27 protein-coding genes are annotated in these 23,904 nt (G+C 68.4%); 14 read left to right on the forward strand and 13 right to left on the reverse strand.

All coding sequences use genetic code 11. From position 1 onward, the window contains the following. Positions 1-75: 75 nt before the first annotated feature. From infA to AC6LKG_RS15925, 4 genes are all read right to left on the reverse strand, one after another. Entirely contained in the window at positions 76-339 is a 264-nt protein-coding gene (infA, locus tag AC6LKG_RS15910; RefSeq protein WP_175133858.1) for a translation initiation factor IF-1, read from the reverse strand. A 478-nt stretch (positions 340-817) separates the two neighbouring features. Continuing rightward, positions 818-1,357, reverse strand: coding sequence for an SRPBCC family protein (locus AC6LKG_RS15915; RefSeq protein WP_498165735.1), 540 nt, complete (start codon positions 1,355-1,357; stop codon positions 818-820). Continuing rightward, positions 1,354-1,716, reverse strand: coding sequence for an ArsR/SmtB family transcription factor (locus AC6LKG_RS15920; RefSeq protein WP_498165737.1), 363 nt, complete (start codon positions 1,714-1,716; stop codon positions 1,354-1,356). Before AC6LKG_RS15920 ends, AC6LKG_RS15915 begins: the two co-directional genes overlap by 4 nt. A gap of 65 nt (positions 1,717-1,781) precedes the next feature. Beyond that, a complete protein-coding gene (locus AC6LKG_RS15925) occupies positions 1,782-2,213 on the reverse strand; it encodes a GFA family protein (RefSeq protein ID WP_498165739.1) in 432 nt (143 codons plus the stop codon). Between the two features lie 197 nt (positions 2,214-2,410). Here AC6LKG_RS15925 and phnC point away from each other — a divergent pair, with 197 nt between their 5' ends. The 3 genes from phnC to phnE all read left to right on the forward strand — a co-directional run bounded on the left by phnC (position 2,411) and on the right by phnE (position 5,129). Further along, entirely contained in the window at positions 2,411-3,253 is an 843-nt protein-coding gene (gene phnC, locus AC6LKG_RS15930; protein WP_498165741.1) for a phosphonate ABC transporter ATP-binding protein, read from the forward strand. Between the two features lie 29 nt (positions 3,254-3,282). Continuing rightward, complete coding sequence (gene phnD / locus AC6LKG_RS15935; protein ID WP_498165742.1) at positions 3,283-4,263, forward strand: phosphonate ABC transporter substrate-binding protein; 981 nt, start codon at positions 3,283-3,285, stop codon at positions 4,261-4,263. A gap of 71 nt (positions 4,264-4,334) precedes the next feature. Then, complete coding sequence (phnE, locus tag AC6LKG_RS15940; protein WP_498165744.1) at positions 4,335-5,129, forward strand: phosphonate ABC transporter, permease protein PhnE; 795 nt, start codon at positions 4,335-4,337, stop codon at positions 5,127-5,129. A 31-nt stretch (positions 5,130-5,160) separates the two neighbouring features. Here the strand turns inward: phnE and AC6LKG_RS15945 are convergent, their stop codons facing one another. From AC6LKG_RS15945 to AC6LKG_RS15955, 3 genes are read right to left on the reverse strand one after another with little or no spacing between them, the layout of a single operon-like run. Beyond that, positions 5,161-5,652 (reverse strand): GAF domain-containing protein, encoded by a 492-nt coding sequence (locus AC6LKG_RS15945; protein WP_498165746.1) that lies wholly within the window; start codon positions 5,650-5,652, stop codon positions 5,161-5,163. Beyond that, positions 5,649-6,620: a Bug family tripartite tricarboxylate transporter substrate binding protein gene (locus tag AC6LKG_RS15950; protein WP_498165748.1), complete on the reverse strand. Its 972-nt coding sequence runs from the start codon at positions 6,618-6,620 to the stop codon at positions 5,649-5,651. The genes AC6LKG_RS15945 and AC6LKG_RS15950 overlap by 4 nt, the downstream gene beginning before the upstream one ends. Before the next feature lie 56 nt (positions 6,621-6,676). Next, on the reverse strand, positions 6,677-8,509 hold the full coding sequence (locus tag AC6LKG_RS15955; RefSeq protein WP_498165750.1) for a gamma-glutamyltransferase family protein: 1,833 nt from the start codon (positions 8,507-8,509) through the stop codon (positions 6,677-6,679). Positions 8,510-8,621: 112 nt separating this feature from the next. Between AC6LKG_RS15955 and AC6LKG_RS15960 the strand changes: the two genes are divergently transcribed. Further along, a complete protein-coding gene (locus AC6LKG_RS15960) occupies positions 8,622-9,581 on the forward strand; it encodes a LysR family transcriptional regulator (protein ID WP_498165752.1) in 960 nt (319 codons plus the stop codon). Between the two features lie 42 nt (positions 9,582-9,623). Here the strand turns inward: AC6LKG_RS15960 and phnN are convergent, their stop codons facing one another. From phnN to phnF, 4 genes are all read right to left on the reverse strand, one after another. After that, positions 9,624-10,202 (reverse strand): phosphonate metabolism protein/1,5-bisphosphokinase (PRPP-forming) PhnN, encoded by a 579-nt coding sequence (gene phnN / locus AC6LKG_RS15965; protein WP_498165754.1) that lies wholly within the window; start codon positions 10,200-10,202, stop codon positions 9,624-9,626. Continuing rightward, positions 10,199-10,942, reverse strand: a complete 744-nt coding sequence (locus AC6LKG_RS15970) for a DUF1045 domain-containing protein (RefSeq protein WP_498165755.1) — start codon at positions 10,940-10,942, stop codon at positions 10,199-10,201. Before AC6LKG_RS15970 ends, phnN begins: the two co-directional genes overlap by 4 nt. A gap of 2 nt (positions 10,943-10,944) precedes the next feature. Continuing rightward, the gene (locus AC6LKG_RS15975) at positions 10,945-12,141 is read right to left on the reverse strand and encodes an alpha-D-ribose 1-methylphosphonate 5-triphosphate diphosphatase (RefSeq protein ID WP_498165756.1); all 1,197 of its coding nucleotides are present in this window, start codon (positions 12,139-12,141) and stop codon (positions 10,945-10,947) included. Positions 12,142-12,239: 98 nt separating this feature from the next. Beyond that, complete coding sequence (gene phnF / locus AC6LKG_RS15980) at positions 12,240-12,962, reverse strand: phosphonate metabolism transcriptional regulator PhnF (protein ID WP_498165797.1); 723 nt, start codon at positions 12,960-12,962, stop codon at positions 12,240-12,242. Positions 12,963-13,145: 183 nt separating this feature from the next. On the opposite strand from phnF, the gene phnG reads away from it, so the two are divergent. From phnG to AC6LKG_RS16020, 8 genes are all read left to right on the forward strand, one after another. Next, positions 13,146-13,616 carry a phosphonate C-P lyase system protein PhnG gene (phnG, locus tag AC6LKG_RS15985; protein WP_498165758.1) on the forward strand — a complete coding sequence of 157 codons (471 nt, stop codon included), beginning with the start codon at positions 13,146-13,148 and terminating at the stop codon, positions 13,614-13,616. Between the two features lies 1 nt (position 13,617). Then, positions 13,618-14,235: a phosphonate C-P lyase system protein PhnH gene (gene phnH / locus AC6LKG_RS15990; protein ID WP_498165759.1), complete on the forward strand. Its 618-nt coding sequence runs from the start codon at positions 13,618-13,620 to the stop codon at positions 14,233-14,235. 1 nt (position 14,236) lies between these two features. Continuing rightward, complete coding sequence (locus tag AC6LKG_RS15995) at positions 14,237-15,352, forward strand: carbon-phosphorus lyase complex subunit (protein WP_498165761.1); 1,116 nt, start codon at positions 14,237-14,239, stop codon at positions 15,350-15,352. Then, positions 15,349-16,239, forward strand: a complete 891-nt coding sequence (locus AC6LKG_RS16000) for an alpha-D-ribose 1-methylphosphonate 5-phosphate C-P-lyase PhnJ (RefSeq protein WP_498165763.1) — start codon at positions 15,349-15,351, stop codon at positions 16,237-16,239. The genes AC6LKG_RS15995 and AC6LKG_RS16000 overlap by 4 nt, the downstream gene beginning before the upstream one ends. Next, positions 16,236-17,012: a phosphonate C-P lyase system protein PhnK gene (phnK, locus tag AC6LKG_RS16005; RefSeq protein WP_498165765.1), complete on the forward strand. Its 777-nt coding sequence runs from the start codon at positions 16,236-16,238 to the stop codon at positions 17,010-17,012. Before AC6LKG_RS16000 ends, phnK begins: the two co-directional genes overlap by 4 nt. Positions 17,013-17,014: 2 nt before the next feature. After that, positions 17,015-17,731: a phosphonate C-P lyase system protein PhnL gene (gene phnL, locus AC6LKG_RS16010; protein ID WP_498165767.1), complete on the forward strand. Its 717-nt coding sequence runs from the start codon at positions 17,015-17,017 to the stop codon at positions 17,729-17,731. Positions 17,732-17,733: 2 nt separating this feature from the next. Beyond that, positions 17,734-18,933 carry an alpha-D-ribose 1-methylphosphonate 5-triphosphate diphosphatase gene (locus AC6LKG_RS16015; protein ID WP_498165768.1) on the forward strand — a complete coding sequence of 400 codons (1,200 nt, stop codon included), beginning with the start codon at positions 17,734-17,736 and terminating at the stop codon, positions 18,931-18,933. Between the two features lie 178 nt (positions 18,934-19,111). Beyond that, positions 19,112-19,546: a hypothetical protein gene (locus tag AC6LKG_RS16020; RefSeq protein WP_498165769.1), complete on the forward strand. Its 435-nt coding sequence runs from the start codon at positions 19,112-19,114 to the stop codon at positions 19,544-19,546. Between the two features lie 33 nt (positions 19,547-19,579). Here AC6LKG_RS16020 and AC6LKG_RS16025 read toward each other — a convergent pair whose 3' ends face one another. Beyond that, on the reverse strand, positions 19,580-20,878 hold the full coding sequence (locus AC6LKG_RS16025; RefSeq protein ID WP_498165770.1) for a dicarboxylate/amino acid:cation symporter: 1,299 nt from the start codon (positions 20,876-20,878) through the stop codon (positions 19,580-19,582). Between the two features lie 319 nt (positions 20,879-21,197). Between AC6LKG_RS16025 and AC6LKG_RS16030 the strand changes: the two genes are divergently transcribed. Then, complete coding sequence (locus AC6LKG_RS16030; protein WP_498165771.1) at positions 21,198-22,097, forward strand: SMP-30/gluconolactonase/LRE family protein; 900 nt, start codon at positions 21,198-21,200, stop codon at positions 22,095-22,097. Positions 22,098-22,297: 200 nt separating this feature from the next. Then, positions 22,298-23,362 carry a class II fructose-bisphosphate aldolase gene (gene fba / locus AC6LKG_RS16035; protein ID WP_049075489.1) on the forward strand — a complete coding sequence of 355 codons (1,065 nt, stop codon included), beginning with the start codon at positions 22,298-22,300 and terminating at the stop codon, positions 23,360-23,362. An 86-nt stretch (positions 23,363-23,448) separates the two neighbouring features. On the opposite strand, the gene AC6LKG_RS16040 is transcribed toward fba, so the two are convergent. Beyond that, a complete protein-coding gene (locus tag AC6LKG_RS16040; protein WP_498165772.1) occupies positions 23,449-23,904 on the reverse strand; it encodes a GFA family protein in 456 nt (151 codons plus the stop codon).

The following is a 23,904-nucleotide window of genomic DNA, read 5'->3' on the forward strand; positions in this document are numbered from 1 at the left end:
TTACTACGGCAGGGCGCGGTCGAGTTTAAGGCCGTGCCCTGCCTGCGGCTGGCCGGCGGACGCCGGCCTCGCGGTTCAGCGGCGGTGATGCTGCGGGCGGCTCGGGGCCGGGCCGCGTTCGTCCTTGTGACGGAAGTTGATGCGGCCCTTGGTCAGGTCGTACGGCGACATTTCGAGGGTGACGCGGTCACCGGCCAGGATGCGGATGCGGTGCTTGCGGATGCGGCCGGAGGCGTAGGCGCCCACTTCGATGCCGTTGTCCAGGGTGACGCGGTAACGGCTATCGGGCAGCACTTCGTCAACGATGCCGTCCAGTTCGATGAGTTCTTCTTTAGCCATTTTCTACTCCTTGATTCAATACGCGCCGCCAAGCCGTCGGCATGGCACGCCGCCTGGGCGGCGGGCGCGTCGGACGCTGGTAGCCAGGTCCTGCGGTTGAACGTAAAACGTCCGGGCAGGCGCGGGTAGGGGCCATGGCATCCCGAGTGGATGTCTGAAATGACGGATACTCGCGCCGCGAGGGCAGTGTGCGCGATGCGCAGCTTGGTCGCGGGTTGGCGCTTGTGGCGCGTTGCCGGAAGAAGCGGGTTGAAGTGTTGCGGTACCGGGCAACGCGGGTTGGCACGTCGCGTGGGTGAAGCTGGGTGAAAAGCCCGGTTTTTGCGGAAAAAACACAGGCTTATGTTACTGCAAAGCGCATTGCTTAGCCAGTTTTTATCCGCCCTGGCGGCGCGATAGTTGCTATTGAACGACTGCGTCCGTTGCCGTCCGCGGGGATAACGCCATGGAAATGGGCCCGCGGACGGCAAGGGCACCCTTAGCGGACCGGGATGCGCGCGCGGTAGTCGGTCTCCCAGCGCTGCAGGCTCGACCAGAATGGCCCCGGCTCGAGGCCGGCCAGGCGGGCCGTGAGCACGTCCAGGTGCGCATGCCAGCCGCTCGCCACATCGATCATGTCGGCGTGCGAAGCCAGTTTGCGGTGCGTCAGCACCAGCCGGGTATGGTCGCCCTCCGGGGACAGTTCGAATGTGACCTCGGACGGTTCGCCCTGCGAACCGCCCCAGGTGAACGCCAGCAGCCGGGGCGGTTCGCACCGGGTGATGACGCCGTGCGTGGTGACGCCGTTTTCATACGGTTTGTAGGGGGCGGGCGTGGGCTCGGCCACCGAGGACAGGTCCGCGTGCACGAAGCGCAGCGTCACGCCGCCGCCCTCGCGCAGGTCCATGTCGCCGCTGGCCAGCCACAGGCCGCGCTTGTCGGATTCGGTCAGGAAGGCCCAGACACGTTCCACTCCGCCGGGCAGGATGCGGGTGAAACAAAGGGACGTTGGGCTCGTTACGACACCGTGATCACTCATGTTGGCTCTCCGGGAGATCCGGCCGGGGGCGCATGGGCGGCCAGCGCGGCTTCAAGCGCGTCCAGCCGGCCCGACCAGAAATGTTCATAGAAGCGCAGCCATTGCATGGCGTCGGCCATCGGGGCCGGGTTCAGGCTGCATATGTGGCTGCGGCCCTTGACGGTGCGCCGCAGCAGGCCGGCCCGTTCCAGCGCCTGCACGTGCTTGGAGGCGCCGGCGAAACTCATGCGCAGGGGCGCGGCCAGTTCACCGATGGTCCTGTCTGCGCCGGCCAGGTTGTGCAGCATCTCGCGGCGCGTGGGGTCGGCCAGCGCGCGAAAGACGGCATCGAGGGACGGGGGATGCAGTGGTTCAACCATAAGGTTGAATATAACCCCATGCCTGGCCATGCTCAACTGCCTGGTTGAATTTTTATGTAACCACCCTAAGTGACCGCGTGCGGCAATGCCGTCCCGGCCTCTTCGTACGCCTCGGGATACTGGGGCAGGGAATCCGTGATGTCGTACCAGGGGGCCTTGCTCGCCACATGGCAGTGCGCGGTCGGCTTGATGCCGGGGTCGTCGTCCAGCGCGCCCAACGGCAGCCCGTAGATGTCGGGCGTCTGGTCGAAGCGGCTGAGCAGCGGCGTGCCGCAGGCTTCGCAGAAGCCGCGGTAGTTGCCCGGCGACGAGCAGTACCAGGTGACGTGGTTTTCCCCCTTGGTCCAGGCGAAGTCCCTGGCCTGCACGGTGGCGCGGCTGCGGAACGCGGCGCCGTGCGACTTGCGGCACATGGCGCAATGGCAGTTGAGCGCGTCGGTGAGCGGGCCGGTGATCTGATAGGCCACACGGCCGCAGAGGCAGGAACCGTTGAGCATGATGACCGCCTGTCGAAAGGGGGGATTGTCTGAATATACCCGCCGTCCGCGATGGTGGCGCGGCCTTATGTGACGGATGTCTTTCAGTCGGTTGCCTTGGCCCCTATTTTCCGACAAATGATTCGATTCCCAGGTCATCGCGCTGTCATGCCGCGAAAACAGAATGCGCGAATGAACCAATCCAAGGGGTTTCAACGATGACCTACGCCATCGAAGTACAGGGGCTGAGCAAGTCCTTCCATCGCGGCGCGCGGGCGCTGGATAACGTCGACCTGCGCGTGGCCGACGGCGAGATGGTGGCGCTGCTGGGCGCCTCGGGCTCTGGCAAGTCCACCCTGCTGCGGCACCTGGCCGGTTTCGTGGCCGGTGATGCCGGCCAGGGCAGCGTGACCGTCAATGGCCAGTCGATCCAGCGCCATGGGCGCCTGTCGCGCAATGTGCGCACCGCCCGCGCCGGCATCGGCTTCGTGTTCCAGCAATTCAACCTGGTGGGGCGCCTGCCGGTGATCACCAATGTGCTGACCGGTCTGCTGCCGCGGGTGCCGATGTGGCGCAGCCTGGCGCGCGTGTTCCTGCGCGCCGAAGTCCGCCAGGGCCTCGACGCGCTTGCCCAGGTTGGTATAGACGACTATGCATTTCAGCGTGCCTCGACGCTGTCCGGTGGCCAACAGCAGCGCGCCGCCATCGCCCGCACGCTGGTGCAGAACGCCCGCGTGATCCTGGCCGACGAGCCGATCGCCTCGCTCGATCCGGAATCGTCGCGCCGCGTGATGGACACGCTGGCGCAGATCAACCGCAGCCGCAAGGTGGCGGTGGTGGTGTCGCTGCATCAGGTCGACGTGGCCCTGCGCTATTGCCCGCGGGTGGTGGCGCTGCGCCATGGCAAGGTGGTCTACGACGGCCCCTCGGCCGAACTGACGCCAGCCATGCTGCGCGATCTGTATGGCTCGGAACTGAGCGAGCTGTTGCCCGAGTATGCGCCGCAGGTCCGGCCCGTGCCGGACCTGGCGCCGTTGTCCCGACAGGCCTGCGCGGCCTGACCCCACCCGTTTCCTACCCGGAGCTTTCCATGCTACGCAGAACCTTTGTTGCCCTGATCGCCACCGCCGCCCTGTCCACGCAAGTCCAGGCGCAGGACGCCAAGACCTTGAACTTCGGCATCATCTCGACGGAATCCTCGACCAACCTGAAATCGGTCTGGCAGCCGGTCATCGACGACCTGAGCCGCGCCATCGGCGTGCCGGTCAAGCCGTTCTTCGCTTCGGACTACGCCGGCATCATCGAGGGCATGCGCTTCAACAAGGTGCAGTTGGCCTGGTACGGCAACAAGTCGGCCATCGAGGCCGTGGACCGCGCCAAGGGCGAGGTGTTCGCCTCGGTGATCGACAAGGACGGCAACCCGGGCTACTGGTCGTTGCTGATCGTCAACAAGGACAGCGACCTCAAGACCCTGGACGATGTGCTCAAGCGCCGCGGCCAGCTGACTTACGGCGCCGGCGATCCCAACTCGACCTCGGGCACGGCGGTGCCGGGCTATTACCTGTGGGCCGCCAACAAGATCGAACCCAAGACCTTCTTCAAGGCCGTGCGCGTCAGCAACCACGAAACCAACCTGCTGTCGGTGATCAACAAGCAGGTCGACGTGGCCGTCAACAACACCGAGGCGCTGGAGCGCTATCGCCTGAGCACCGGCAAGGACGCCAACGACAGCGTGCGCATCCTGTGGAAGTCGCCGCTGATCCCGGCCGATCCGCTGGTCATGCGCAGCGACCTGCCGGCCGACATGAAGGCCAAGATCCGCGACTTCTTCGTCAACTACGGCAAGGGCAAGGACGCCGCGCGCGAAATGGTCAACCTGAAGGCGCTGACCTACCAGGGCTTCCGCGCCTCGGACAACCAGCAACTGGTGCCGATCCGCCAGATCGAGCTGGCGCGCGAGAGGGCCAAGATCGAAGCCGACGCCACCATCGGCCAGGCCGAGAAGCAGAAGCAGTTGGCCGAGCTGGACGCCAAGCTGGCCAGCCTGGGCCAGCCGACCGCCAAGCAGTAACGATGCCGCGCAGGCGCCTGTCAGTCGGGCGCCGGCGCGTGTCCATCCGATTTCTCCACTCCGGAATCCCCATGACCCTGGCCGTGCCTTCTTCCCGTTCCCCCGCCGCGCCGCGCTCGTCGCTGCCGGTCCTGCTCGTCTGGGCCTTCGTGCTGGCGCTGCTGGTCATGTCCTGGCGCGGCGCCGACATGCGGCCGCTGGACCTGTTGCGGGACTCGGGCAACATGGCCCAGTTCGCCGCGGACTTCTTCCCGCCCAATTTCCGCGATTGGCGCATGTATCTGGACGAGATGATCGTGACGGTGCAGATCGCGGTGTGGGGCACGTTCCTGGCGATTGTGCTGGCCGTGCCGCTGGGGCTGCTGTGCTCGTCGAACATGGTGCCGGCCTGGGTCTACCAGCCGATGCGGCGCCTGATGGACGCCTGCCGCGCCATCAACGAAATGGTGTTCGCGATGCTGTTCATCGTGGCCGTGGGGCTGGGGCCCTTCGCCGGCGTGCTGGCGCTGTGGGTGCACACCACCGGCGTGCTGGCCAAGCTGTTCTCCGAGGCGGTCGAGGCCATCGACCCGCGTCCGGTGGAAGGCGTGCGCGCCACCGGCGCCAATGCGCTCGAAGAGATCGTCTACGGCGTGATCCCGCAGGTGCTGCCGCTGTGGATCTCGTACTCGCTTTACCGCTTCGAGTCGAACGTGCGCTCGGCCTCGGTGGTGGGCATCGTCGGCGCCGGCGGCATCGGCACCGTGCTGTGGGAAATCATCCGCAGCTTCCGCTACGCCGAGACCTGCGCGGTGATGATCATCATCGTCGGCTTCGTGGTGGTGATCGACATGGCCTCGGCCCGCATCCGCCGCGCGCTGATCTGAGCCCGGGGCGCGCCGAGGCGCGCCCCGCATTTCAACCGGCCGGCGTGAGCGCCAGAAAGGCCGGCAGGGCCAGCAGGCCCGCCAGCCGGGCCGCGGCGATGTCGGCCGGCGCCAGCGCCGCGCGCGGCATCAGGAAGTTGACGGTGCCCAGGCAGGCGCCGTCGAATACCACCGGCACGTTGATCACCGATTGCAGGCCGAGCGCCTGGATCGCGTCATGGTCGTCGAAGAATTCGCGGATCGCGTCGACGCCCTCGCCGATGAAGACCTGGCGTTCGAGCAGCACGTGGCGGCCCCAGGCCGTGCCGCGCTTGTCCTTGCTGCCGCCGGGCGGATAGGCGGCGGGGTTCGAACTGTACAGCCGCACCACCCGCATGCGTTCTGCGTCATGGCGGTTGATGGTGCACAGCGTGTGCCCCAGCGTGGCGTGGGCATGTGCGTCGAGCGCGGCGAAGGCGGCCGGGGCCGAGGCCCCGTCATAGGCTTGCGCGAGGCGCTCGACGGTGTCGGGCGGAAGGCTCATTCGGCGGTGATTCCCAGTTCCTTGATCAACTTGCCGTATTTGTCGGCGTCGCGCGCCAGCACCTGGCCGAACTGTTCCGGCGTGGTGTCGAGCAGCAGCACGCCCATGTCGCCCATCTTCTTGACGACTTCGGGGCGCTTGAGGATCTTGTTGATCTCCTGGTTCAGGCGGGCGGTCAGCTCGGGCGGCATGCCGGCCGGGCCGAAGGCGCCGTACCAGACCGACAATTCATAGCCGGGCAGGGTCTCGGCCACGGTCGGCACCTGGGGCAGCAGCGGCGAGCGCTTTTCCTCCGTAACGGCCAGCAGTTTGAGCTTGCCGGTCTGCACGTGCGGCAGGGTCTGGGTGCCGGCGCTGAACAGCACCTGGGTGCGGCCAGCCACCGTGTCCAGCACCGCGGGCGCGCCGCCACGGTAGGGGATGTGCATCATCTTCACGCCGGCGGCCTTCTCGAACAGGGCGGCGCTCAGGTGGTTGGTCGAGCCCTGGCCGGCCGAGGCGTAGGCCACCTTGTCGGGGTTGGCCTTGAGGTAGTCGATGAATTCCTTGACGTTGCTGGCCGGCACCGAGGGATGGACCACCATGGTGTTGGTGACCAGCGCCAGTTCGGCGATCGGCGTGAAATCCTTGACGCCGTCGAACGGCATGTTGCTGTAGAGCGCCTGGTTCATGGTATGGGTGCTCATCGAACCGACCAGCAGGGTGTAGCCGTCGGGCTTGGCGCGCGCGACGAACGTGCTGCCGATGTTGCCCGAGGCGCCCGAGCGGTTCTCAACGATTACCGGTTGGCCGAGCGATTGCGTCAGTCCTTCGGACAGCACGCGTGCCAGGATGTCGGTGGAGCCGCCGGCCGCCCATGGCACGATCAGCGTGATCGGCTTTTCGGGCCAGGCGGCATGGGCCAGCGCGGGCGCGGCGCAGGCCACGGTCAGGGCGCAGGCGCGCAACAGTCGTCGGATGGTCTTCATGGTGTTTACCCCTTGCGATAAGGCCGGTCTGGTCGCCGGCTGGATGGAAAATCGGTTCATCTGCCGACCGCGTAGCCCTGCATGCCGCGCGGGTTGGCGGCGGCGCGCAGCAGCAGGCCGCCGCCGGCGGCCGGTTCGCGGGTGCAGGCGCTGATGCGGCCTTCGGACCAGTCGGGGCCGACGCGCAGCTCATGGCCCGCCTCGCGCAGCGCCTGCCGCGTGGCTTCGGGCAGGCGGCCCTCGACGGTCAGGCGGTTCAGCGTCAGCGCACGGGGCCAGAACGAGCCCGGGAAATGGTCGATGTGCCAGGACGGCGCGTCGATCGCCTCCTGCAGGTTCAGGCCCATTGCGTGGCGCAGGAAGAAAGACACGGTCCACTGATCCTGCTGGTCGCCGCCGGGCGTGCCGAAGGCCATGTAGGGCAGGCCGTCGCGCAGCGCCAGGCCGGGCGACAGCGTGGTGCAGGGCCGTTTTCCGGGTTGCAACTGGCCGGGCACGCCTTCGTCCAGCCAGGTCATCTGCAAGCGCGTGGTCAGCGGAAAGCCCAGCGCTGGCACCACCGGGCTGGACGACAGCCAACCGCCGGACGGCGTGGCGGCCACCATGTTGCCGTCGCGGTCGATGACGTCGATCTGGCAGGTGTCGCCGACGAAGATCTCGCGTTGGGCCCATTCGGCCACGGGGGGCAGCGCCGCGAACGTCGGCTCGCCCACGCCGAAGCGCGTGTCGGATGCGGCCAGCGTGCGCACGGCCGCGTCCAGGTCGGGCAGGCGCGGCGCGCGGCCGGCCGGGGCGCCCGGCTGCAGCGTCGTGGCGGCGCGGGCGCCGATGCCGGCGGCGCGCGCGCGGGCATAGTCGTCGCTCAGCAGGGCGGCCAATGGCACGTCGACGAAGTCGGGGTCGCCATACCAGGCGGCGCGGTCGGCGAAGGCCAGCTTGGCGGCCTCGGCCACGCGGTGCACGAATTGCGGCGAGGCCGGGTCCAGCGCATCCATCTCCAGGTGGCGCAGCAGCGCCAACTGTTGCAGGTGCGCAGGGCCTTGCGACCATACACCGCACTTGGCCACGGTGTAGCGGCCATATTGCAGGGTGAGCGGATCGTCGTAGCGGGCGCGCCAGTCGGCCAGATCGGCCTTGCGCAGCAGGCCGCGATTGCGCTGGCCCGTGGTGTCGCGCACCGCTTCATGGGTGTAGTAGGCGTCGATCGCGTCGGCGACGAAGCCGCGGTACCAGATGGCCAGCGCGGCGTCGATGCGGCCACGGCGGTCGGTCGAGGCCGCGTGGGCTTCGTCCAGGATGCGGGTGTAGGTGGCGGCTATCGCCGGCGTGCGCAGCAGCGCGCCGGGCGCAGGCACCTTGCCATCGGGCAACCAGACTCCGGCAGAGCTGGTCCATTCGTCGCGGAACAGCGCCTGCACCGCCAGGATCGCCTGCGAAATGCGCGGCACCAGCGGGAAGCCGTTGCGGGCATAGTCGATGGCTGGACGCAGCACCTCGGACAGTTCCCAGGTGCCATAGTCGCGCAGCAGGGTCAGCCAGGCACCGAAAGCGCCTGGCACGGTGGCGGGCAGCAGGCCGATGCCGGGCACCAGGTCCACGCCCAATCCACGGAAATAGGCCGGCGTGGCCAGCGCCGGCGCCGGGCCCTGGCCGCACAGCGCGCGCATGCGGCCTTCCCGCTCGCTCCAAAGCAGAATCGGCACTTCGCCGCCCGGACCATTCAGGTGCGGCTCGACGATCTGCAGCGTGAAGCCGCCGGCCACCGCGGCATCGAAGGCATTGCCGCCGCGTTCCAGCACGCCCATGGCGACTTGCGAGGCCAGCCAGTGCGTGGACGAGACAACGCCGAAGGTGCCGCGGATTTCCGGGCGGGTGGTGAAGTCGGACATGGGGCGACAGGGATGCGAGGGTTGGGATCGGATGCAGTATAGGAGCCTGAAATAACTCTGTTGGCCATTGTTGGCATAATTCAATAACTATTCAGTTATAGGAAGAACGGCCATGGCCTGGGACGCGGCCCGTCTTGCCAACCGCCTCCGGCAGCGCCATCTGGTTTTGCTGGAGAACATTGCCCGGCATGGCACGCTGACTCGCGTGGCGGCGGTCACCGGCATCAGCCAGCCGGCGGCGACCAAGGCGCTGGCCGAGCTCGAGGGCATCTTCGGCGCGCCGCTGTTCCTGCGCACCGGGCGCGGCCTGCAGCCCACCGCGCTGGGCGAGCTGGCGCTGGTGCGCGCGCGCCGCATGCAGAGCGACCTGGCGCTGTGGGCGCGCGAAGTCGAGGCGTTGCACGATGGCCGCGCCGCGCACTTGCACGTGGGCGTGGTGCCGTACGTGTCCAGCGCGCTGCTGACCGCCGCCATCGGCCGCTTGCACCAGCGCCATGGCGTCACGCTGACTTTGCATCGGGCCACCACCGACCACCTGGTGCCGATGCTGCGGCGGCACGAGCTCGATTGCATCATCAGCCGGGCCACGTCGACCGCGGCGCAAGACGACCTGACCCATCGGGTGCTGTATTGCCAGCAGCCACGGCTTATCGCGCACGGCCGGCTGGCACAGCGGCTGGCGCGGCGCCGGCCCGACTGGGCGGCGCTGGCCGAGATGGACTGGGTGCTGCCGGCCGTCAATACACCGACGCGCCAGTTGATCGTCGAGCATTTCATCCGCGCCGGGCTGCGCTCGCCCGCGCCGGTGCTCGAAGCCTATTCCACCGATGTGATCGAGGGCATGCTGAGCGCCAACCCCGCGCTGGTATCGGTGGTGCCCGAGGACATCGCGCGCGAATTGTGCCAGCGTGGCAAGCTCGGCATGGTGCCGTGGGACTTCGGTTGGGAGCTGCCGCCGATCAACCTGATCCGGCGCCGGCGCGAGCAGGCGCTGGCCGCCGAGGAACGCTTTTCGGAGATCCTGCTGGAATTGTGCGCCGGCCTGGATTCGCAGGCCCGGCCGTCGCAATGACGCGGTCCCGACCGGCCGCTGCAAGCGCCGTGTCCGGCGGCATCAGGCGCTCAGGCGGTCACGGGCGATGCGCAGCAGTTCGGCGGCGGCGGTTTCGGGCGCGCCGTTGTTGCCCACGCGCAGCAGGCGGCAACCCGCGGGTACGCGGAAGGCCTGCGCGGCGCGGCGCAGGCGCTCGGCGATCTGCGCCGCGCTTTCGCGACCGCGCTCGGCCAACCGTCGCGCCAGCAGGCCGGGATCGACGCTGATCTCGACCGCGGTCAGTGCCGGATAGCGCCGATGCGCCTCGGCCAGGTGGGCGCGCGAGCCATTGATGATGACGGCCGCGCCGCACTCCAGCCAGGTATCGACTTCGATGCCGATGCCGTAGTGCAGGCCATGGCTGCTCCAGCGCAAGGCGAAGCAGCCCAGCGCGGCGCGGCGCGCGAATTCGTCGACGCTCAGGCGCAGCGCGTCCTCGGTGGCGCCGCTGTCGCGCGTGATGTAGCGGTGCGCCACCAGCACCGGTTCGTCGCCGCGCAGCCCGGCCCGCAGCAGTCGCAGCAGGGTGTCCTTGCCGCTGCCGGATGCGCCCATCAGGTAGACCAGGCGTTCGCCGCTGGCGGCAACGGGTGGGTTCATGCGCTGGCCGGTCCTTCCAGGTAGGCCGCGCCCGCCGCGTCGACGTGGCCGCCATCGAAGTGATAGTGGCGCGCGACGATGAAGTCGGCGCCCGCTGCCGGCTGTACGTAGACACTGACGCCGGGCACCGTCATCGGCTGGCCGCGCAGCGGATCGGCGAACGCCGCGATGCCGGCCTGCGCCTGCTCCAGTACGGCGCCGTCGAGCTTGCCGGTCAGCGTGATGTGGAAGGTGAAGGTGTCGAACACATAGGGATAGCCCCAGCGCGCCAGCATGGCCTGTTGTTCGGGTGATAGCGCGTGCGCCTGGCGCCGGGCCAGTTCGTCGGTGCCGGGCGCGGCCCGCAGGTCGTCCAGGCCCCGCACGGCGGCGGCGGCCAGGGCGTTGATACGGTCGCGGCCCGCCGTGTCGGCAGGCGCGATGCGCCATGCCAGGAAGCCGCGCAGCGGCTCGCATTCGAGCTGAATGCCGAAGGCGCTGTCGCTCGCTGCGAGCTGGCGCGCGGCGGCATCGACATCCCGCGGCGCGGCGCCGGTGCGCAGCCGGAACGGCGGTTTCAGGGTGGCGTGCAGGCCATAGTGGCGCGGCGCGCGGGTCCATTCGCGCGCGGCCTCGGGCTGGCCGGGCAGCGGCGGCAGGGCCGCGCCGGTGTCGGCGCAGCGGCCCAGCCAGCGGCTGCCGCGTTCACGCCAGGGGCCGGTGGGGGCCAGGTACAGCGCGTAGCGGTGGGCCGACGGCATGATCAGGCCGCCATGCGCTGGCTGCGGTCGTCGCCGAAGGCGCGGGTGGCGTAGCGCAGTTCGCCGCCGACGATGGCGGCGCACACGCGCGGCAGGCCGGGCACCTGGTCATCGACCACGATGGCGTCGGCGATCAGTCCGGGCGCCAGCGCGCCGCGGTCCTGCAGGCCGGCGGCGCGGGCCGGGTTCAGCGACACCAGGTTCCAGGCCTGTTGCAGCGGCAGCACGCCGTCGTTCACCAGACGCAGCGCCGCCGCCAGCGGGGCGGGGTAGTAATAGTCGGAAGTGAGGATGTCGCACAGGCCGGCGCGGACCATCTCCGTGGCGCCGGGGGCGTTGGTATGGCTGCCGCCGCGCACCACGTTCGGGGCGCCGAACACCACTGCGTTGCCCAGGTCGCGCGCCACGCTGGCGGCTTCGCGCGTCAGCGGGAATTCCGCCACGCCGCAGCCCAGTTGGTGGTAATAGCGGCGGGTGGCGGCGTCGGGGTCGTCGTGCGAGGCGACCCGCAGTCCGGCGGCCTGCGCGCTGGCGGTCAGCTCGCGCATGGCGTCGGCCACGGAGTCGGCCGCGCCCATGGCGCGGCGGATGCGTTCCTGGAAGGTGTCCAGGTCGCATTCGGCGCGGTCGGCGTACTGCAACAGCTTGCGGTCGTCGCCCAGGCGGCGCGCCATGCTGGGCAGGTGGTCGTTGAGCGCCAGGAAGCGTACGCGGCCGTCGCGGATCCATTGCTGCGCGGTCTCGACCCCACCCACGTGGTGGGTCTCGAAGCGCAGGTGCACATAGTGGCGCGCGCCCATGATGGGTCCCATGCGCTCGAGCGCCGCGAACATGCGTTCGGCGTAGGCCTCGCCGCGCAGGCCGCCTTCCCAGGACAGGGTGACGCCGTGGAATTCGGTGGTGATGCCGTTGGCCAGCAATTGGCGGTCGACGTCGAACAAGGCGCCGTCGTAGGGAAAAGTGACGCTGGGGCGCGGCATGATGGCGCGTTCGAAGGCGTCGCCATGCAGGTCGACGATGCCGGGCAACACCAGCAGATTGCCGGCGTCGAACCAGGCCGCGCCGCGCGCGGCCGCGTTGCTGGCGTCGTCGATCAGTTCTCCATGGAATCGCAGGCTGGCGTGTTCGATGCCGCGCGGGGTCAGGATACGTTGGCCTGTGACACCGGCCAGGGGCGAGGGGGCGTGTGCTGGGTTCATGAATGGAAAGTTAGCGGTGTTGCATTACAACCAGATGTCTAGATGAGTGGCGGCGGAGGTCGCCGCGGGCGCCCGCCCCCCGGGGCCGCGCGCCGGCCTCAACTGTCGTCGGTCACCATGAGTTGCACCAGGTCGCCGACGAAACGGGTGATGCTGTATTGCAACGGCGCGCCGGCCTGGTCCACGTTCAGGGCTTCCACCTGCAGGATCGGGCGCGTCTTGGGTTGCCCCAGGATGCGCGCCACGTCCGGCGACGGCAGCGTGGCGGTGATGCGCGACCATTTGCGGGTGTAGTCGTCGATGTCGTAATGGGCGTAGACCTTCGAGACCGAGCGCAGCGCGTTCAGGCGCTCGATGAAGTCGGGGAAGCGCTTTTCATCGAAGTAGTGCTCGGAGGTGCTGATGGGGCGGTTCTCGGCCTTGCCCACCATCTGCACCCGCAGCAGCGGGGCATTGCGCGCCAGGCCCAGGTGCTTGGCGATGTCGGCGGCGCGCAGTGTCTGGCTGCCCAGGGCTTCGAGGTGCCCCAGCATGCCCTGGCTGCGCAGGTTCTCGGAAAAGCGCGTGCGCTTGCCGATGGCGTAGTCGATGGCGTGTTCCTGCACGAAGGTGCCGCGGCCCTGTTCGATGCGCACCAGCCCGCTCTGTTCCAGCTCGCCCATGGCGCGCCGGATGGTATGGCGGTTGACGGAGAACTTGGCGGCCAGCTCCGGTTCGGAGGGCAGCTGTTCGCCCGCCATGTACAGCTTGTTGCGGATGTCGTCCGCCAGCGATTCGCCAATCTGTCGCCACACGGCGATACCGGAACCTCTTTCGACCATGGGATGTGCTCGTGCTGTCATATCAGCTTCATCAGGAATGGCTGTGATTGTGCACCAAGCGGCGGACGCGGGATAGGCAATGCGTCCCCGCCGCAACTGTCATCAAAGATTCACGCCAGGCTGTTGAACTTCCACCTGAACGCGATCATACTCATCCAGTCGTCTAGACGTTTAGAGGAAATAATGGACCATCCACAAACCGCGCCGGGGGAAATCCAGGCGCAACGGGCCGCCTGGATGCGGGTGTTGGCAATGGCTGATCCGGCCATGCTGGAAGGGAAGTTCGGCGCGCTTGGCGGCGTGCCGCCGCACCGGATGCTGCGCCCGGCGCAGACCGGCATGGCCATGGTGCGGGCCCGCAGCGGCGGCACCGGGGCACGCTTCAACCTGGGGGAAATGACCGTGACGCGCTGCGCCGTCAGCCTGGACAACGGCGTGGTCGGCATCGCCTACGTGCAGGGCCGGTCGTTGCGCCATGCCGAACAGGCGGCGGTGGCCGACGCGCTGCTGCAATTGCCCGACTGGCACGACACGGTGCAGGCGCATCTTATCCAGCCGCTGGCGCGCGAACGCGCCGAGCGCATCGAGCGCCAGGCGCGCGTCGCCGCGCAGACCAAGGTCGAATTCTTCACGATGGTGCGAGGCGAGGACTGACATGCATCAAGAACTTCTTGGCGCCGCGGCCGCCAGCCGCAAACTGCTGCCGGGCTTCGCGGACCCGGTGAACGACGCCCAGGCCACCTTCCGCACCGCGCTCGACGCCATGGCGCATCCGGGCCGCGTGTATGAAGTGGCCGCCGCCAGCGGCGTGCCGGCCGGCCTGTCGCCGGCGCTGACCGCGCTGCTGCTGACGCTGGTGGACGTGGACACGCCGCTGTGGCTGCCGCAGGGCCTGGATGCTGGCGTGCTGGATTACGTGCGTTTCCATTGCGCCTGCCCGATGGTGCCGTCGGCTTCGCTGGCGCGCTTCGCGGCGGTGCCGGCGGGCGGCGGCGTGCCCGCGCTGGCGTCGTGCCATCCCGGCGATCCGGCCTATCCGGACCTGTCCACCACGCTGTTGATCGAGGTCGCGTCGCTGGACGCCGGTCCCGAGGTCTCGCTGGCCGGCCCCGGCATCCAGAGCCGCCAGGCGCTGCGCGCCGCCGGCCTGCCGGACGGCTTCTGGCGTGAATGGCGCATCAACCATCAACGTTTTCCGCTGGGCGTCGACGTGTTCCTGACGCACGGGCGGCAACTGTGCGCGCTGCCCCGCGGCACGCGCGTGGAGAGCTGACATGTACGTGGCCGTCAAAGGGGGCGAGCGCGCCATCCTCAATTCCTACCGCATGCTGGACGACTATCGGCGCGGCGACCGGGCCCTGCCCGAACTGAGCCTGGAGCAGATCCGCGAACAGATGCCGCTGGCGGTGTCGCGCGTGATGGCCGAAGGCTCGCTCTACGATCCGCAACTGGCGGCACTGGCGCTCAAGCAGGCCGCCGGCGACGTGATCGAGGCGGTGTTCCTGCTGCGCGCCTATCGCACCACGCTGTCGCGCTATGGCTACACCCAGCCAATCGACACCGGCGAGATGCGCCTGCAGCGCCGCATCTCGTCGACTTTCAAGGACGTGCCCGGCGGCCAGATCCTCGGGCCGACCTATGACTACACCCAGCGCCTGCTGGACTTCTCGCTGGAAGCCGGGCGCGAGGCCGACGCCCTGCCGGCGGGCAACGAGCCGCTGGACAGCGCCATGCCGCGCGTTACCGACCTGCTGGCGCACGACGACCTGATCGACGCCGAGGCGGTGCCCGAGGGCGATCCCGAGCCGTTCGACCTGACGCGCCAGCCGCTGGACTTTCCTGCCTCGCGCGCCGCCCGCCTGCAGAACCTGGCGCGCGCCGACGAGGGTTTCCTCTTGTCGATGGGCTATTCGACGCAGCGCGGCTACGGCAACACGCACCCGTTCGCCGCCGAGATCCGCTACGGCTTCGTGGAAGTCGAGATGCACATCGAGGAACTGGGTTTCGCCGTCACGGTGGGCGAGATCGAGATCACCGAATGCCAGATGGTGAGCCAGTTCGCCGGCAACGCCGAGGAAGGCCCCAAGTTCACCCGCGGCTATGGCCTGACGTTCGGCTACGGCGAGCGCAAGGCCATGTCGATGGCGCTGGTGGATCGTGCCCTGAAGGCGCGGGAACTCGGCGAACGCGCCGACTCGCCTGCCAACGACCACGAGTTCGTGCTGTACCACAGCGACAACGTCGAGGCCTCCGGTTTCGTGCAGCACTTGAAGCTGCCGCACTACGTGGACTTCCAGGCCAACCTGGAACTGCTGCGCCGCCTGCGCGCCGAGCGCGCCGCGCCAGCCCCCGAGAACCCCCGCCATCTGGATGAGGCCGTTGCTCCATGAAGACTTCCCCCACCCCCGGCGCCGCGGTCGAACGCGACGAGCACTACAACTACGCCTACCTCGACGAGTCCACCAAGCGCATGCTGCGACGCGCATTGCTCAAGGCGGTGGCGATTCCCGGCTACCAGGTGCCGTTCGGCAGCCGAGAGATGCCGCTGCCCTATGGCTGGGGCACGGGCGGCATCCAGGTGACCGCGTCGATCATCGGCCCGGGCGATGTGCTCAAGGTGATCGACCAGGGCTCGGACGACACCACTAACGCCATCAGCATCCGCCGCTTCTTCGGCCGCGTGAGCGGCGTGGCCACCACCGAATCGACCCGCGACGCCAGCATCGTGCAGACGCGCCACCGCATTCCGGAAACGCCGCTGCGGGCCGACCAGATCATGGTGTTCCAGGTGCCGATCCCCGAGCCGCTGCGCTGGCTCGAGCCGAGCGAGACCGAGACCCGCACCATGCACGCGCTGGCCGAATATGGCGGCATGCACGTCAAACTGTACGAGGACATCGCCCAGCATGGTCACATCGCCACCACCTACGACTATCCCGTGATCGTCAACGACCGCTACATGATGCGGCCGTCGCCGATCCCGAAGTTCGACAACCCCAAGCTGGACAACAGCCCGGCGCTGATGCTGTTCGGCGCCGGCCGCGAGAAGCGGGTCTACGCCGTGCCGCCTTACACCCGGGTCAAGAGCCTGGACTTCGAGGACCATCCCTTCACTGTGGAGAAGTGGTCGGAATGCTGCGACCTGTGCGGCTCGCGCGACAGCTTCCTCGACGAGATCATCCTGGACGATGCCGGCACGCGCCGCTTCGTCTGCTCCGATACCGAATACTGCAACGACCGCCAGGCCGCGCAAGCCGAAAAGGGAGCCACCGCATGAACGCCCAACCCTTGCTTTCCGTGCGCGGCATGACGCGCACCTGGGACGGCGTGCACGGTTGCCGCAACGTCAGTTTCGACCTCTTTCCCGGCGAAGTGCTGTGCGTGGTGGGCGAGTCCGGTTCCGGCAAGAGCACGCTGCTGTCGGCCGTGTCGTACCAGACCGCGCCCGACGCCGGCAGCGTCTGGTACGACACCCGCGACCAGGGTTTCACCGACCTGGCCGCGCTGTCCGGCGCGCGCCTGCGGCTGCTGGCCCGCACCGACTGGGGCTTTGTGCGCCAGAACGCCCGCGACGGCCTGCGCATGCAGGTCAGCGCCGGCGCCAACATCGCCGAGCGCCTGATGGCGGTGGGCGAGCGCCACTACGCAGAGTTGCGCCAGGCCGCGGGCAACTGGCTGCAAAAGATGGAGATCGACGCCGGCCGCCTGGACGATGCGCCGGCCTCGTTCTCCGGCGGCATGCAGCAGCGCCTGCAGATCGCCCGCAACCTGGTGACCCATCCGCGCCTGGTGTTCATGGACGAGCCGACAGCGTCGCTGGATGTGTCGGTGCAGGCCCGCCTGCTGGACCTGCTGCGCCAACTGGTGACCGACCTGGGCCTGGCAGCCATCGTCGTCACCCACGACCTGGCGGTGGCGCGCCTGCTGGCGCACCGCACCCTGGTGATGCGCGGCGGCGAGGTGGTCGAAAGCGGCCTGACCGACCAGATCCTCGACGATCCGCAGCATCCCTATACCCAGTTGCTGGTGTCTTCCATTTTGCAGAGCTGACCATGACTGTCGCGAAACCCATGATCGAGGTGCGGGGCCTCGGAAAGATGTTCACCCTGCACAACCAGGGCGGCATCCGCCTGCCGGTGCTGGAGGCGGTCGATTTCGACGCCGCCGCCGGCGACTGCCTGGTGCTGGCCGGCCCCTCGGGCACCGGCAAGAGCACCTTGCTGCGCTGCCTGTACGGCAATTACCTGGCCACCGAAGGCAGCATCCGCGTGCGCGCCGGCGATGACTGGGTCGAACTGGTCGGCGCGCCCGAGCAGCGCATCCTGGCGCTGCGGCGCGACGTCATCGGCTACGTCAGCCAGTTCCTGCGGGTGATCCCGCGCGTGTCGGCGCTGGACGTGGTGGCCGAGCCGCTGCGCGTGGCCGGCGTCGAGCCGGGCGAGGCGCGCGAGCGCGCCGGCGCCATGCTGCGGCGCCTGAACGTGCCGCAGCGCCTGTGGGGACTGGCGCCCGCCACCTTCTCGGGCGGCGAACAGCAGCGCGTCAACATCGCCCGCGGCTTCATCGCCCAGCATCCCATCCTGCTGCTGGACGAACCGACTGCCTCGCTGGACCCGGACAACCGCGCCGTGGTGGTGGAACTGATCCGCGAAGCGCGCGCCGCCGGCCGCTGTCTGCTGGGCATTTTCCACGACGCCGAAGTGCGCGACGCCGTGGCGTCCCGAATCCTGCCCCTGCGCCCCGCGCAGGCCGCCGTCGAACTGGAGTGAGCATGACCAGCACCTACCTGACCCACGCCCGCGTCGTGCTGCCGGACCGCGTGCTGGAAGACGGCGCCGTCCTGATCGAGGACGGTGTCATCGCGGCCGTCGCGCCCGACGGCGCCCGCGCCGCGCGCGAGCTCGACCTGCGCGGCCTGACGCTGGTGCCGGGCCTGATCGACCTGCATTGCGACGCCATCGAGAAGGAAGCCGAGCCGCGCTCGAAGGTGCTGTTTCCGCTGGACTTCGCGGTGGCGCAGGTGGACCGCCGCAACGCGGCGGCCGGCATCACCACGCCCTACCACGCGCTGTCGTTCGCCAACAGCGAATGGGGCGTGCGCAACAACGAGACCGCCGCCCAGGTGGTGCGCGGCGTGCGCGCCTTCCGCCCGCACAGCCTGGTCGACAACCGCGTGCATTGCCGCTATGAAGTCACCGACGCGACCTCGGCGCCGGTGCTGCGGCAGTTGATGGACGAGGGCGCGGTGGATCTGTTGTCGGTGATGGACCACTCGCCCGGCCAGGGCCAGTTCAAGACGCTGGAGTCGTACCTGCAGTACATGATCGGCAACCACGCCATGAGCCGCGAGCAGGCCGAAGCGACCGCGCACGCCAAGACCCGCGCCAAGGACGGCGCGGTGCAGCGTGTCGAGACCCTGCTGGCGCATGCGCGCGGCCTGGGCATCCCGACCGCCAGCCATGACGACGATTCGATCCATCGCATCGCCACCATGCGCAACCTGGGCGTGGCGATGAGCGAATTCCCGATCACCCTGGACACCGCCCGCGCCGCCGTCTCCTGCGGCCTGCCCACCATCCTGGGCGCGCCCAACGTGCTGCGCGGCAAGAGCCAGAGCGGCTCGATGCGCGCCATCGACGCGATCCGCGCCGGCGTGGCGAGCTGCCTGTGCTCGGACTACCAGCCATCCACGCTGATCGCCGCGGCTTTCGCGGCGGCGGCGCAGACCGAGCTGACGCTGCCGCAGGCGATGGCGCTGGTCACGGCCAATCCGGCCGACGCCTGCGGCCTGTCGGATCGCGGCCGCATCGCGGCGGGCCTGCGCGCCGATCTGGTGGCGGTGGCGCAGGTCGGCGCGTTGCCGCTGGTCGGCTACACCTGGAGCGCCGGCCGGCTGGTGTTTTCGACCCATTATCCGACCGCTCGGGCGCTGGCGCCGGCTGTCCAGGCGCGCGGCCTGGTGGCGGCCTGACACGCAGGGCCGGGCGGCGGGCGCCATGCCGGCCTGCAGCCCGCCGCCGCTGCGCCGCGGAAACGTGTCCGCCGCTTGTCGCCGGATAAGCGGCGGACACGCGCATCTGGTTAAATGGGTGATGACGAGGTGGCCGCGGCTTGCGCGGCCCGTCTCCCTTATTTTTCCGGAGCGCACGATGGCACGATTCAATTTCACCCAGGACCCTGAAGAACCCGATCTCTGGGCCGCGGAAAACGTGCCGGTGGGCGAGGGCCGTCCGCCGATCCACGTCATGGTCCAGACCGACGGCGAAGAGCCGGCCGGGGCGGCGTCCAAGGTGGTCAAGGCCATCATCGACAATCTCGATGAGCAGATCCTGGCCGCCGCCGACTTCCTGCTCGACAACTACTCGTACGAGCACTACAAGAAGCTCGGCATCGAGGACGACCAGTTGCTGCGCGAGGAAAGCGCCGAGGCCATGGCCGAGAAAGCCGTGCTGCGCGCGCTGTGGCTGTTCGATGAGGATGGCGACGGCTACGAACTGTGGTTTACGCTACCGTGGGACCCGGAGCACACCTACGACGTGGAATTCGAGGACGGCACGCCCGTGTCGTGCTCGGTCAACGACTGATCGCGGGCGGGGCTCGCGCGCGATCGGTCGTGTTCAGGCCTCGCGCGTGGCCGCGCGGGCCGGTTGCGCGGTTGCGGCGCAGGCCCCGGCATCGGCCGCCAGGTCCTCTTCCTTGCCTTCCATCTTGGCGATGACCGCGGTGGCAAGGCTGTTGCCGACCACGTTGGTGGCGGTGCGGCCCATGTCGAAGAACTGGTCGATGCCCATGATCAGCAGCAGGCCGGCCTCGGGCAGGTGGAACATCGGCAACGTCGCCGCCACCACCACCAGCGAGGCGCGCGCCACGCCGGCCATGCCCTTGCTGGTCACCATCAGCACCAGCAGCAGCGTCAACTGCTGCGAGAAGCTCATCTGGATGTTGTAGGCCTGCGCGATGAACAGCACCGCGAACGACTGGTACATCATCGAGCCGTCCAGGTTGAACGAGTAGCCCAGCGGCAGCACGAAGCCCGAGATGCGCTTGGACACGCCGAAACGCTCCAGCGCCTCGATGGTCTTGGGATAGGCCGATTCGCTGCTGGCGGTCGAGAAGGCCAGCAGGGTAGGTTCCTTGATCAGGCCGCCCAGGCGGAAAGTGGACTTGCCCAGGAACAGGTAGCCGACGCCGAACAGGATGGCCCACAGCAGCGCCAGGCCCAGGTAGAACTCGCCGATCAGCTTGCCGTAGCTGACCAGCACGCCCAGGCCCTCGGTGGTGATGGCGGCGGCCATGGCGGCGAACACGCCCAGCGGCGCGAAGCGCATCACGTAGTCGGTGACGCGGAACATGATCTTGGCCAACTCGTCGATCATGTTGTAGATGGTGTTGTGGCCCTTGCCGCGGATGAACGACAGCGCCGCGCCGAAGAACAGCGAGAACACCAGGATCTGCAGGATCTCGTTGTTGGCCATGGCCTCGGCGATGCTCTTGGGGAACACGTGCGCGATGAAGGCCTTGAGGGTGAAGTCGCCGGTTTTCAGGCCGGCGCTGGCGCCGACGTCAGGCAGCGCCAGGTTCAGGTGCGCACCCGGCTGGAAGAGGTTGACCAGCGCCAGGCCCAGCAGCAGCGAGATGGCCGAGGCGGCGATGAACCAGAACATGGCGCGCAGGCCGATGCGGCCGACTGCGCTGGCATCGCTCATGCTGGCCAGGCCGGACACCAGGGTGGCGAATACCAGGGGCGCGATGATCATCTTGATCATGCGCAGGAAGATGTCGGTGATGAGGCTGAAGTACGAGGCGATGTCCTTGGCCTCTTGCGCATTCTGCGCGTACTTGTTGCAGAAATAGCCCACCACGACGCCCAGCACCATGGCGATGCCGATGTAACGCGTCAGCTTCTTAGTATTCATCTTCAAAAACGGAAAACAGGGACCTGGTCGGTCGGCCGGACAGGCCATACCCGCCGGCATGGGGCGGGGCGAATCGGTCCAATGACGGATATGCCGGAGGGGACCCGGCGCGGCGCGGGTTAACCCTTGGGGCGCGATGTTAACGCCGCGAACCTGACAGTTGGTTGTCAGGTTGGGGACGGGTCAACCCCGACTGCCGCCGGGCCGGCGTCATGACAAAATGGCCTGGTCCGGCCCGCCCGGCGCAGCCGGACGCAGCACCCAACAGGGCCGACCAGGCCCGCCGCCACAAGGAGACAACGCCGTGGGAGACACCGCCATGCCGCAACGCAAATTGTCCGTACTGGCCTCGGGGTATACCTACCTGGAAGGCCTGCGCTGGCACGAAGGGCGCCTGTGGGCCTCGGATTTCTATACGGGCAAGGTAATCGCCGTCGACCTGCAAGGCCGGGTCGAGGTCATCTGCCGCGTTCTGGAGCAGCCGTCCGGCCTGGGCTGGCTGCCCGATGGGCGCCTGCTGATCGCGTCCATGAAGGATCGCAGGCTGCTGCGGCGCGAGTCGGACGGCCGGCTGGTCACGCATTGCGACCTGTCGGCCCTGACCGGCGGTCCAATCAATGACCTGGTGGTTGACGAGCAGGGCCGCGCCTACGTCGGCAATTTCGGTTTCGACCTGATGGCCGGCGCGCCCTTCGCCACCACCACCCTGGTGCGGGTGGACCCGGACGGAGTGGCGCAGGTGGTGGCGGACGGATTGTGGTTCCCCAACGGCTCCTTCATCACGCCGGACGGCAAGACCCTGATCGTCAACGAGACCTTCGGCAACCGGATCTCGGAATTCGACATCCTGGCGGACGGCGCCCTGGGGCCGCGGCGCGACTGGGCCCACTTCGGCGCCTTGCCTGAGTCGGATGACCTGTCCGCGCTGATCGCGGCGTCGGCCATCGGGCCGGACGGCGGCGCGCTGGACGCCGAGGGCGCGCTGTGGGTGGCCGACGCCATCGGCAAGCGCATCGTGCGGCTGGCGCGCGGCGGCCGCATCCTGGAACAGATCGATACCGGCGAGCTGGGCATCTTCGCCGCCGCCCTGGGCGGGCCGGACGGCAAGACACTGTTCATGGCGGCCGCGCCCGATTTCATCGAGGCCAACCGCCGCGCCAAGCCGGAAGGGCGGATCCTGGTGACCGAGGTGGACGTGCCGCACGCGGGACGGCCCTGAGCGGGGCTGCCTGGCCGCGTCCCGGGCCGATTCCAGCCGGATGGCGCAAGCGGCCCGCGCGCGGTTGCGGCCATTGGTTTAGTCCTGGCGGATAGGGATACCGGCCGTTTCAAGACCTTTCTTCGAATCCCCCGTAAAATCCCATCATCCCGCTCGATTTCAACCATCTTTCAATCGACAGTACCTAAGGAGGACCACACATGGCCCTAGTCTCCATGCGCCAGTTGCTCGACCACGCCGCCGAGCATGGCTACGGCATCCCGGCATTCAACGTCAATAACCTGGAACAGGTCCAGGCCATCATGGAAGCCGCGGCGGAGACCGACAGCCCGGTGATCATGCAAGCCTCGGCCGGCGCCCGCAAGTACGCCGGCGAAGGCTTCCTGAAGCACCTGATCCAGGCCGCCGTGGAGTCCTACCCGCATATCCCCGTGGTCATGCACCAGGATCACGGCCAGTCGCCCAAGGTCTGCCAGGGCGCCATCGACCTGGGCTTCTCCAGCGTCATGATGGACGGCTCGCTGAAGGAAGATGGCAAGACCATCGCCGACTACGACTACAACGTCGAAGTCACCAAGAAGGTGGTGGACGTGGCCCACAAGCTGGGCGTGACGGTCGAAGGCGAACTGGGCTGCCTGGGCTCGCTCGAAACCATGGAAGGCGACAAGGAAGACGGCCATGGCGCCGACGGCAAGCTGACCATGGATCAGTTGCTGACCGACCCCGAGCAGGCCGCCGACTTCGTGCGCCGCACCCAGTTGGACGCCCTGGCCATCGCCATCGGCACCAGCCACGGCGCCTACAAGTTCACGCGCAAGCCCACTGGCGACATCCTGTCGATCGCCCGCATCAAGGAAATCCACGCCCGCCTGCCCAACACCCACCTGGTGATGCACGGCAGCTCCAGCGTGCCGCAGGAACTTCTGGCCGAGATCCGTGAATTCGGCGGCAACATGAAGGAAACCTACGGCGTGCCGGTCGAGGAAATCCAGGAAGCCATCAAGTACGGCGTGCGCAAGATCAATATCGACACCGATATCCGCCTGGCCATGACCGGCGCCATCCGCCGCTTCTTCGCCGAGAACCCCGAGAAGTTCGACCCCCGCGAATACCTGAAGCCGGCCCGCGCCGCCGCCAAGGCGATCTGTGTGGCTCGCTACACCGAGTTCGGCACCGCCGGCAACGCCAGCAAGATCAAGGCGCTGCCGCTGACCGAAATCGCCGCTCAGTACGCCTCGGGCAAGCTGGCGCAGGTGGTGCAGTAAGCCGCCGGCCGCCTCCCCCGGGAGGCGGGCAGCGAAAAGGCGGGCCCTCGCGGGCCCGCCTTTTTTTCGTGCGCGTCGTGCCCGCCTCAGGCGGGCGGGGCGTTGCGGGGGAAGTTCGGCACGGTCTTGTCGACGTGGTGCCAGGACGGCGCCGAGTCGGTCCACAGGCTGACGCGGGTGTGGAAGGCCTCGGGGTCGTCGAGCGAGCCGGCCCGCACCACCTCGTAGGCCATGCCTTCCGAGCCGCCGAACAGCGGCGTGCCACAGTCCGCGCAGAAGCTGCGCATGACGGTGTGGCCGGAGTCGCCCTGGTAACGGTGTTCGCGCGCCTGGCCGCGCAGCAGGGTGACCGAGCCGGCTGGCAGGATCAGCGCGTGGGCCGGCGCGCCGCCGCTGGAATACTGGCAATCGCGGCAATGACAGGTGGCCGCCATGATGGGTTCGTCGGTGACCGCGTAGCGCACCGCGCCGCATTGGCAGCCACCGGTCAGGTGGACCTGCGCGTCGGCATGGGCCGGGCGTTTCTGGGTTGCATCCTGCAT

The organism is Achromobacter sp. 46006 (assembly GCF_059761975.1).

Bases quoted from the DNA above. Each gene is read 5' to 3' on its own strand.
- infA (WP_175133858.1), bottom strand. From the start codon at position 339: ATGGCTAAAGAAGAACTCATCGAACTGGACGGCATCGTTGACGAAGTG.
- AC6LKG_RS15915 (WP_498165735.1), bottom strand. From the start codon at position 1,357: ATGAGTGATCACGGTGTCGTAACGAGCCCAACGTCCCTTTGTTTCACC.
- AC6LKG_RS15920 (WP_498165737.1), bottom strand. From the start codon at position 1,716: ATGGTTGAACCACTGCATCCCCCGTCCCTCGATGCCGTCTTTCGCGCG.
- AC6LKG_RS15925 (WP_498165739.1), bottom strand. From the start codon at position 2,213: ATGCTCAACGGTTCCTGCCTCTGCGGCCGTGTGGCCTATCAGATCACC.
- phnC (WP_498165741.1), top strand. From the start codon at position 2,411: ATGACCTACGCCATCGAAGTACAGGGGCTGAGCAAGTCCTTCCATCGC.
- phnD (WP_498165742.1), top strand. From the start codon at position 3,283: ATGCTACGCAGAACCTTTGTTGCCCTGATCGCCACCGCCGCCCTGTCC.
- phnE (WP_498165744.1), top strand. From the start codon at position 4,335: ATGACCCTGGCCGTGCCTTCTTCCCGTTCCCCCGCCGCGCCGCGCTCG.
- AC6LKG_RS15945 (WP_498165746.1), bottom strand. From the start codon at position 5,652: ATGAGCCTTCCGCCCGACACCGTCGAGCGCCTCGCGCAAGCCTATGAC.
- AC6LKG_RS15950 (WP_498165748.1), bottom strand. From the start codon at position 6,620: ATGAAGACCATCCGACGACTGTTGCGCGCCTGCGCCCTGACCGTGGCC.
- AC6LKG_RS15955 (WP_498165750.1), bottom strand. From the start codon at position 8,509: ATGTCCGACTTCACCACCCGCCCGGAAATCCGCGGCACCTTCGGCGTT.
- AC6LKG_RS15960 (WP_498165752.1), top strand. From the start codon at position 8,622: ATGGCCTGGGACGCGGCCCGTCTTGCCAACCGCCTCCGGCAGCGCCAT.
- phnN (WP_498165754.1), bottom strand. From the start codon at position 10,202: ATGAACCCACCCGTTGCCGCCAGCGGCGAACGCCTGGTCTACCTGATG.
- AC6LKG_RS15970 (WP_498165755.1), bottom strand. From the start codon at position 10,942: ATGCCGTCGGCCCACCGCTACGCGCTGTACCTGGCCCCCACCGGCCCC.
- AC6LKG_RS15975 (WP_498165756.1), bottom strand. From the start codon at position 12,141: ATGAACCCAGCACACGCCCCCTCGCCCCTGGCCGGTGTCACAGGCCAA.
- phnF (WP_498165797.1), bottom strand. From the start codon at position 12,962: ATGGTCGAAAGAGGTTCCGGTATCGCCGTGTGGCGACAGATTGGCGAA.
- phnG (WP_498165758.1), top strand. From the start codon at position 13,146: ATGGACCATCCACAAACCGCGCCGGGGGAAATCCAGGCGCAACGGGCC.
- phnH (WP_498165759.1), top strand. From the start codon at position 13,618: ATGCATCAAGAACTTCTTGGCGCCGCGGCCGCCAGCCGCAAACTGCTG.
- AC6LKG_RS15995 (WP_498165761.1), top strand. From the start codon at position 14,237: ATGTACGTGGCCGTCAAAGGGGGCGAGCGCGCCATCCTCAATTCCTAC.
- AC6LKG_RS16000 (WP_498165763.1), top strand. From the start codon at position 15,349: ATGAAGACTTCCCCCACCCCCGGCGCCGCGGTCGAACGCGACGAGCAC.
- phnK (WP_498165765.1), top strand. From the start codon at position 16,236: ATGAACGCCCAACCCTTGCTTTCCGTGCGCGGCATGACGCGCACCTGG.
- phnL (WP_498165767.1), top strand. From the start codon at position 17,015: ATGACTGTCGCGAAACCCATGATCGAGGTGCGGGGCCTCGGAAAGATG.
- AC6LKG_RS16015 (WP_498165768.1), top strand. From the start codon at position 17,734: ATGACCAGCACCTACCTGACCCACGCCCGCGTCGTGCTGCCGGACCGC.
- AC6LKG_RS16020 (WP_498165769.1), top strand. From the start codon at position 19,112: ATGGCACGATTCAATTTCACCCAGGACCCTGAAGAACCCGATCTCTGG.
- AC6LKG_RS16025 (WP_498165770.1), bottom strand. From the start codon at position 20,878: ATGAATACTAAGAAGCTGACGCGTTACATCGGCATCGCCATGGTGCTG.
- AC6LKG_RS16030 (WP_498165771.1), top strand. From the start codon at position 21,198: ATGCCGCAACGCAAATTGTCCGTACTGGCCTCGGGGTATACCTACCTG.
- fba (WP_049075489.1), top strand. From the start codon at position 22,298: ATGGCCCTAGTCTCCATGCGCCAGTTGCTCGACCACGCCGCCGAGCAT.
- AC6LKG_RS16040 (WP_498165772.1), bottom strand. From the start codon at position 23,904: ATGCAGGATGCAACCCAGAAACGCCCGGCCCATGCCGACGCGCAGGTC.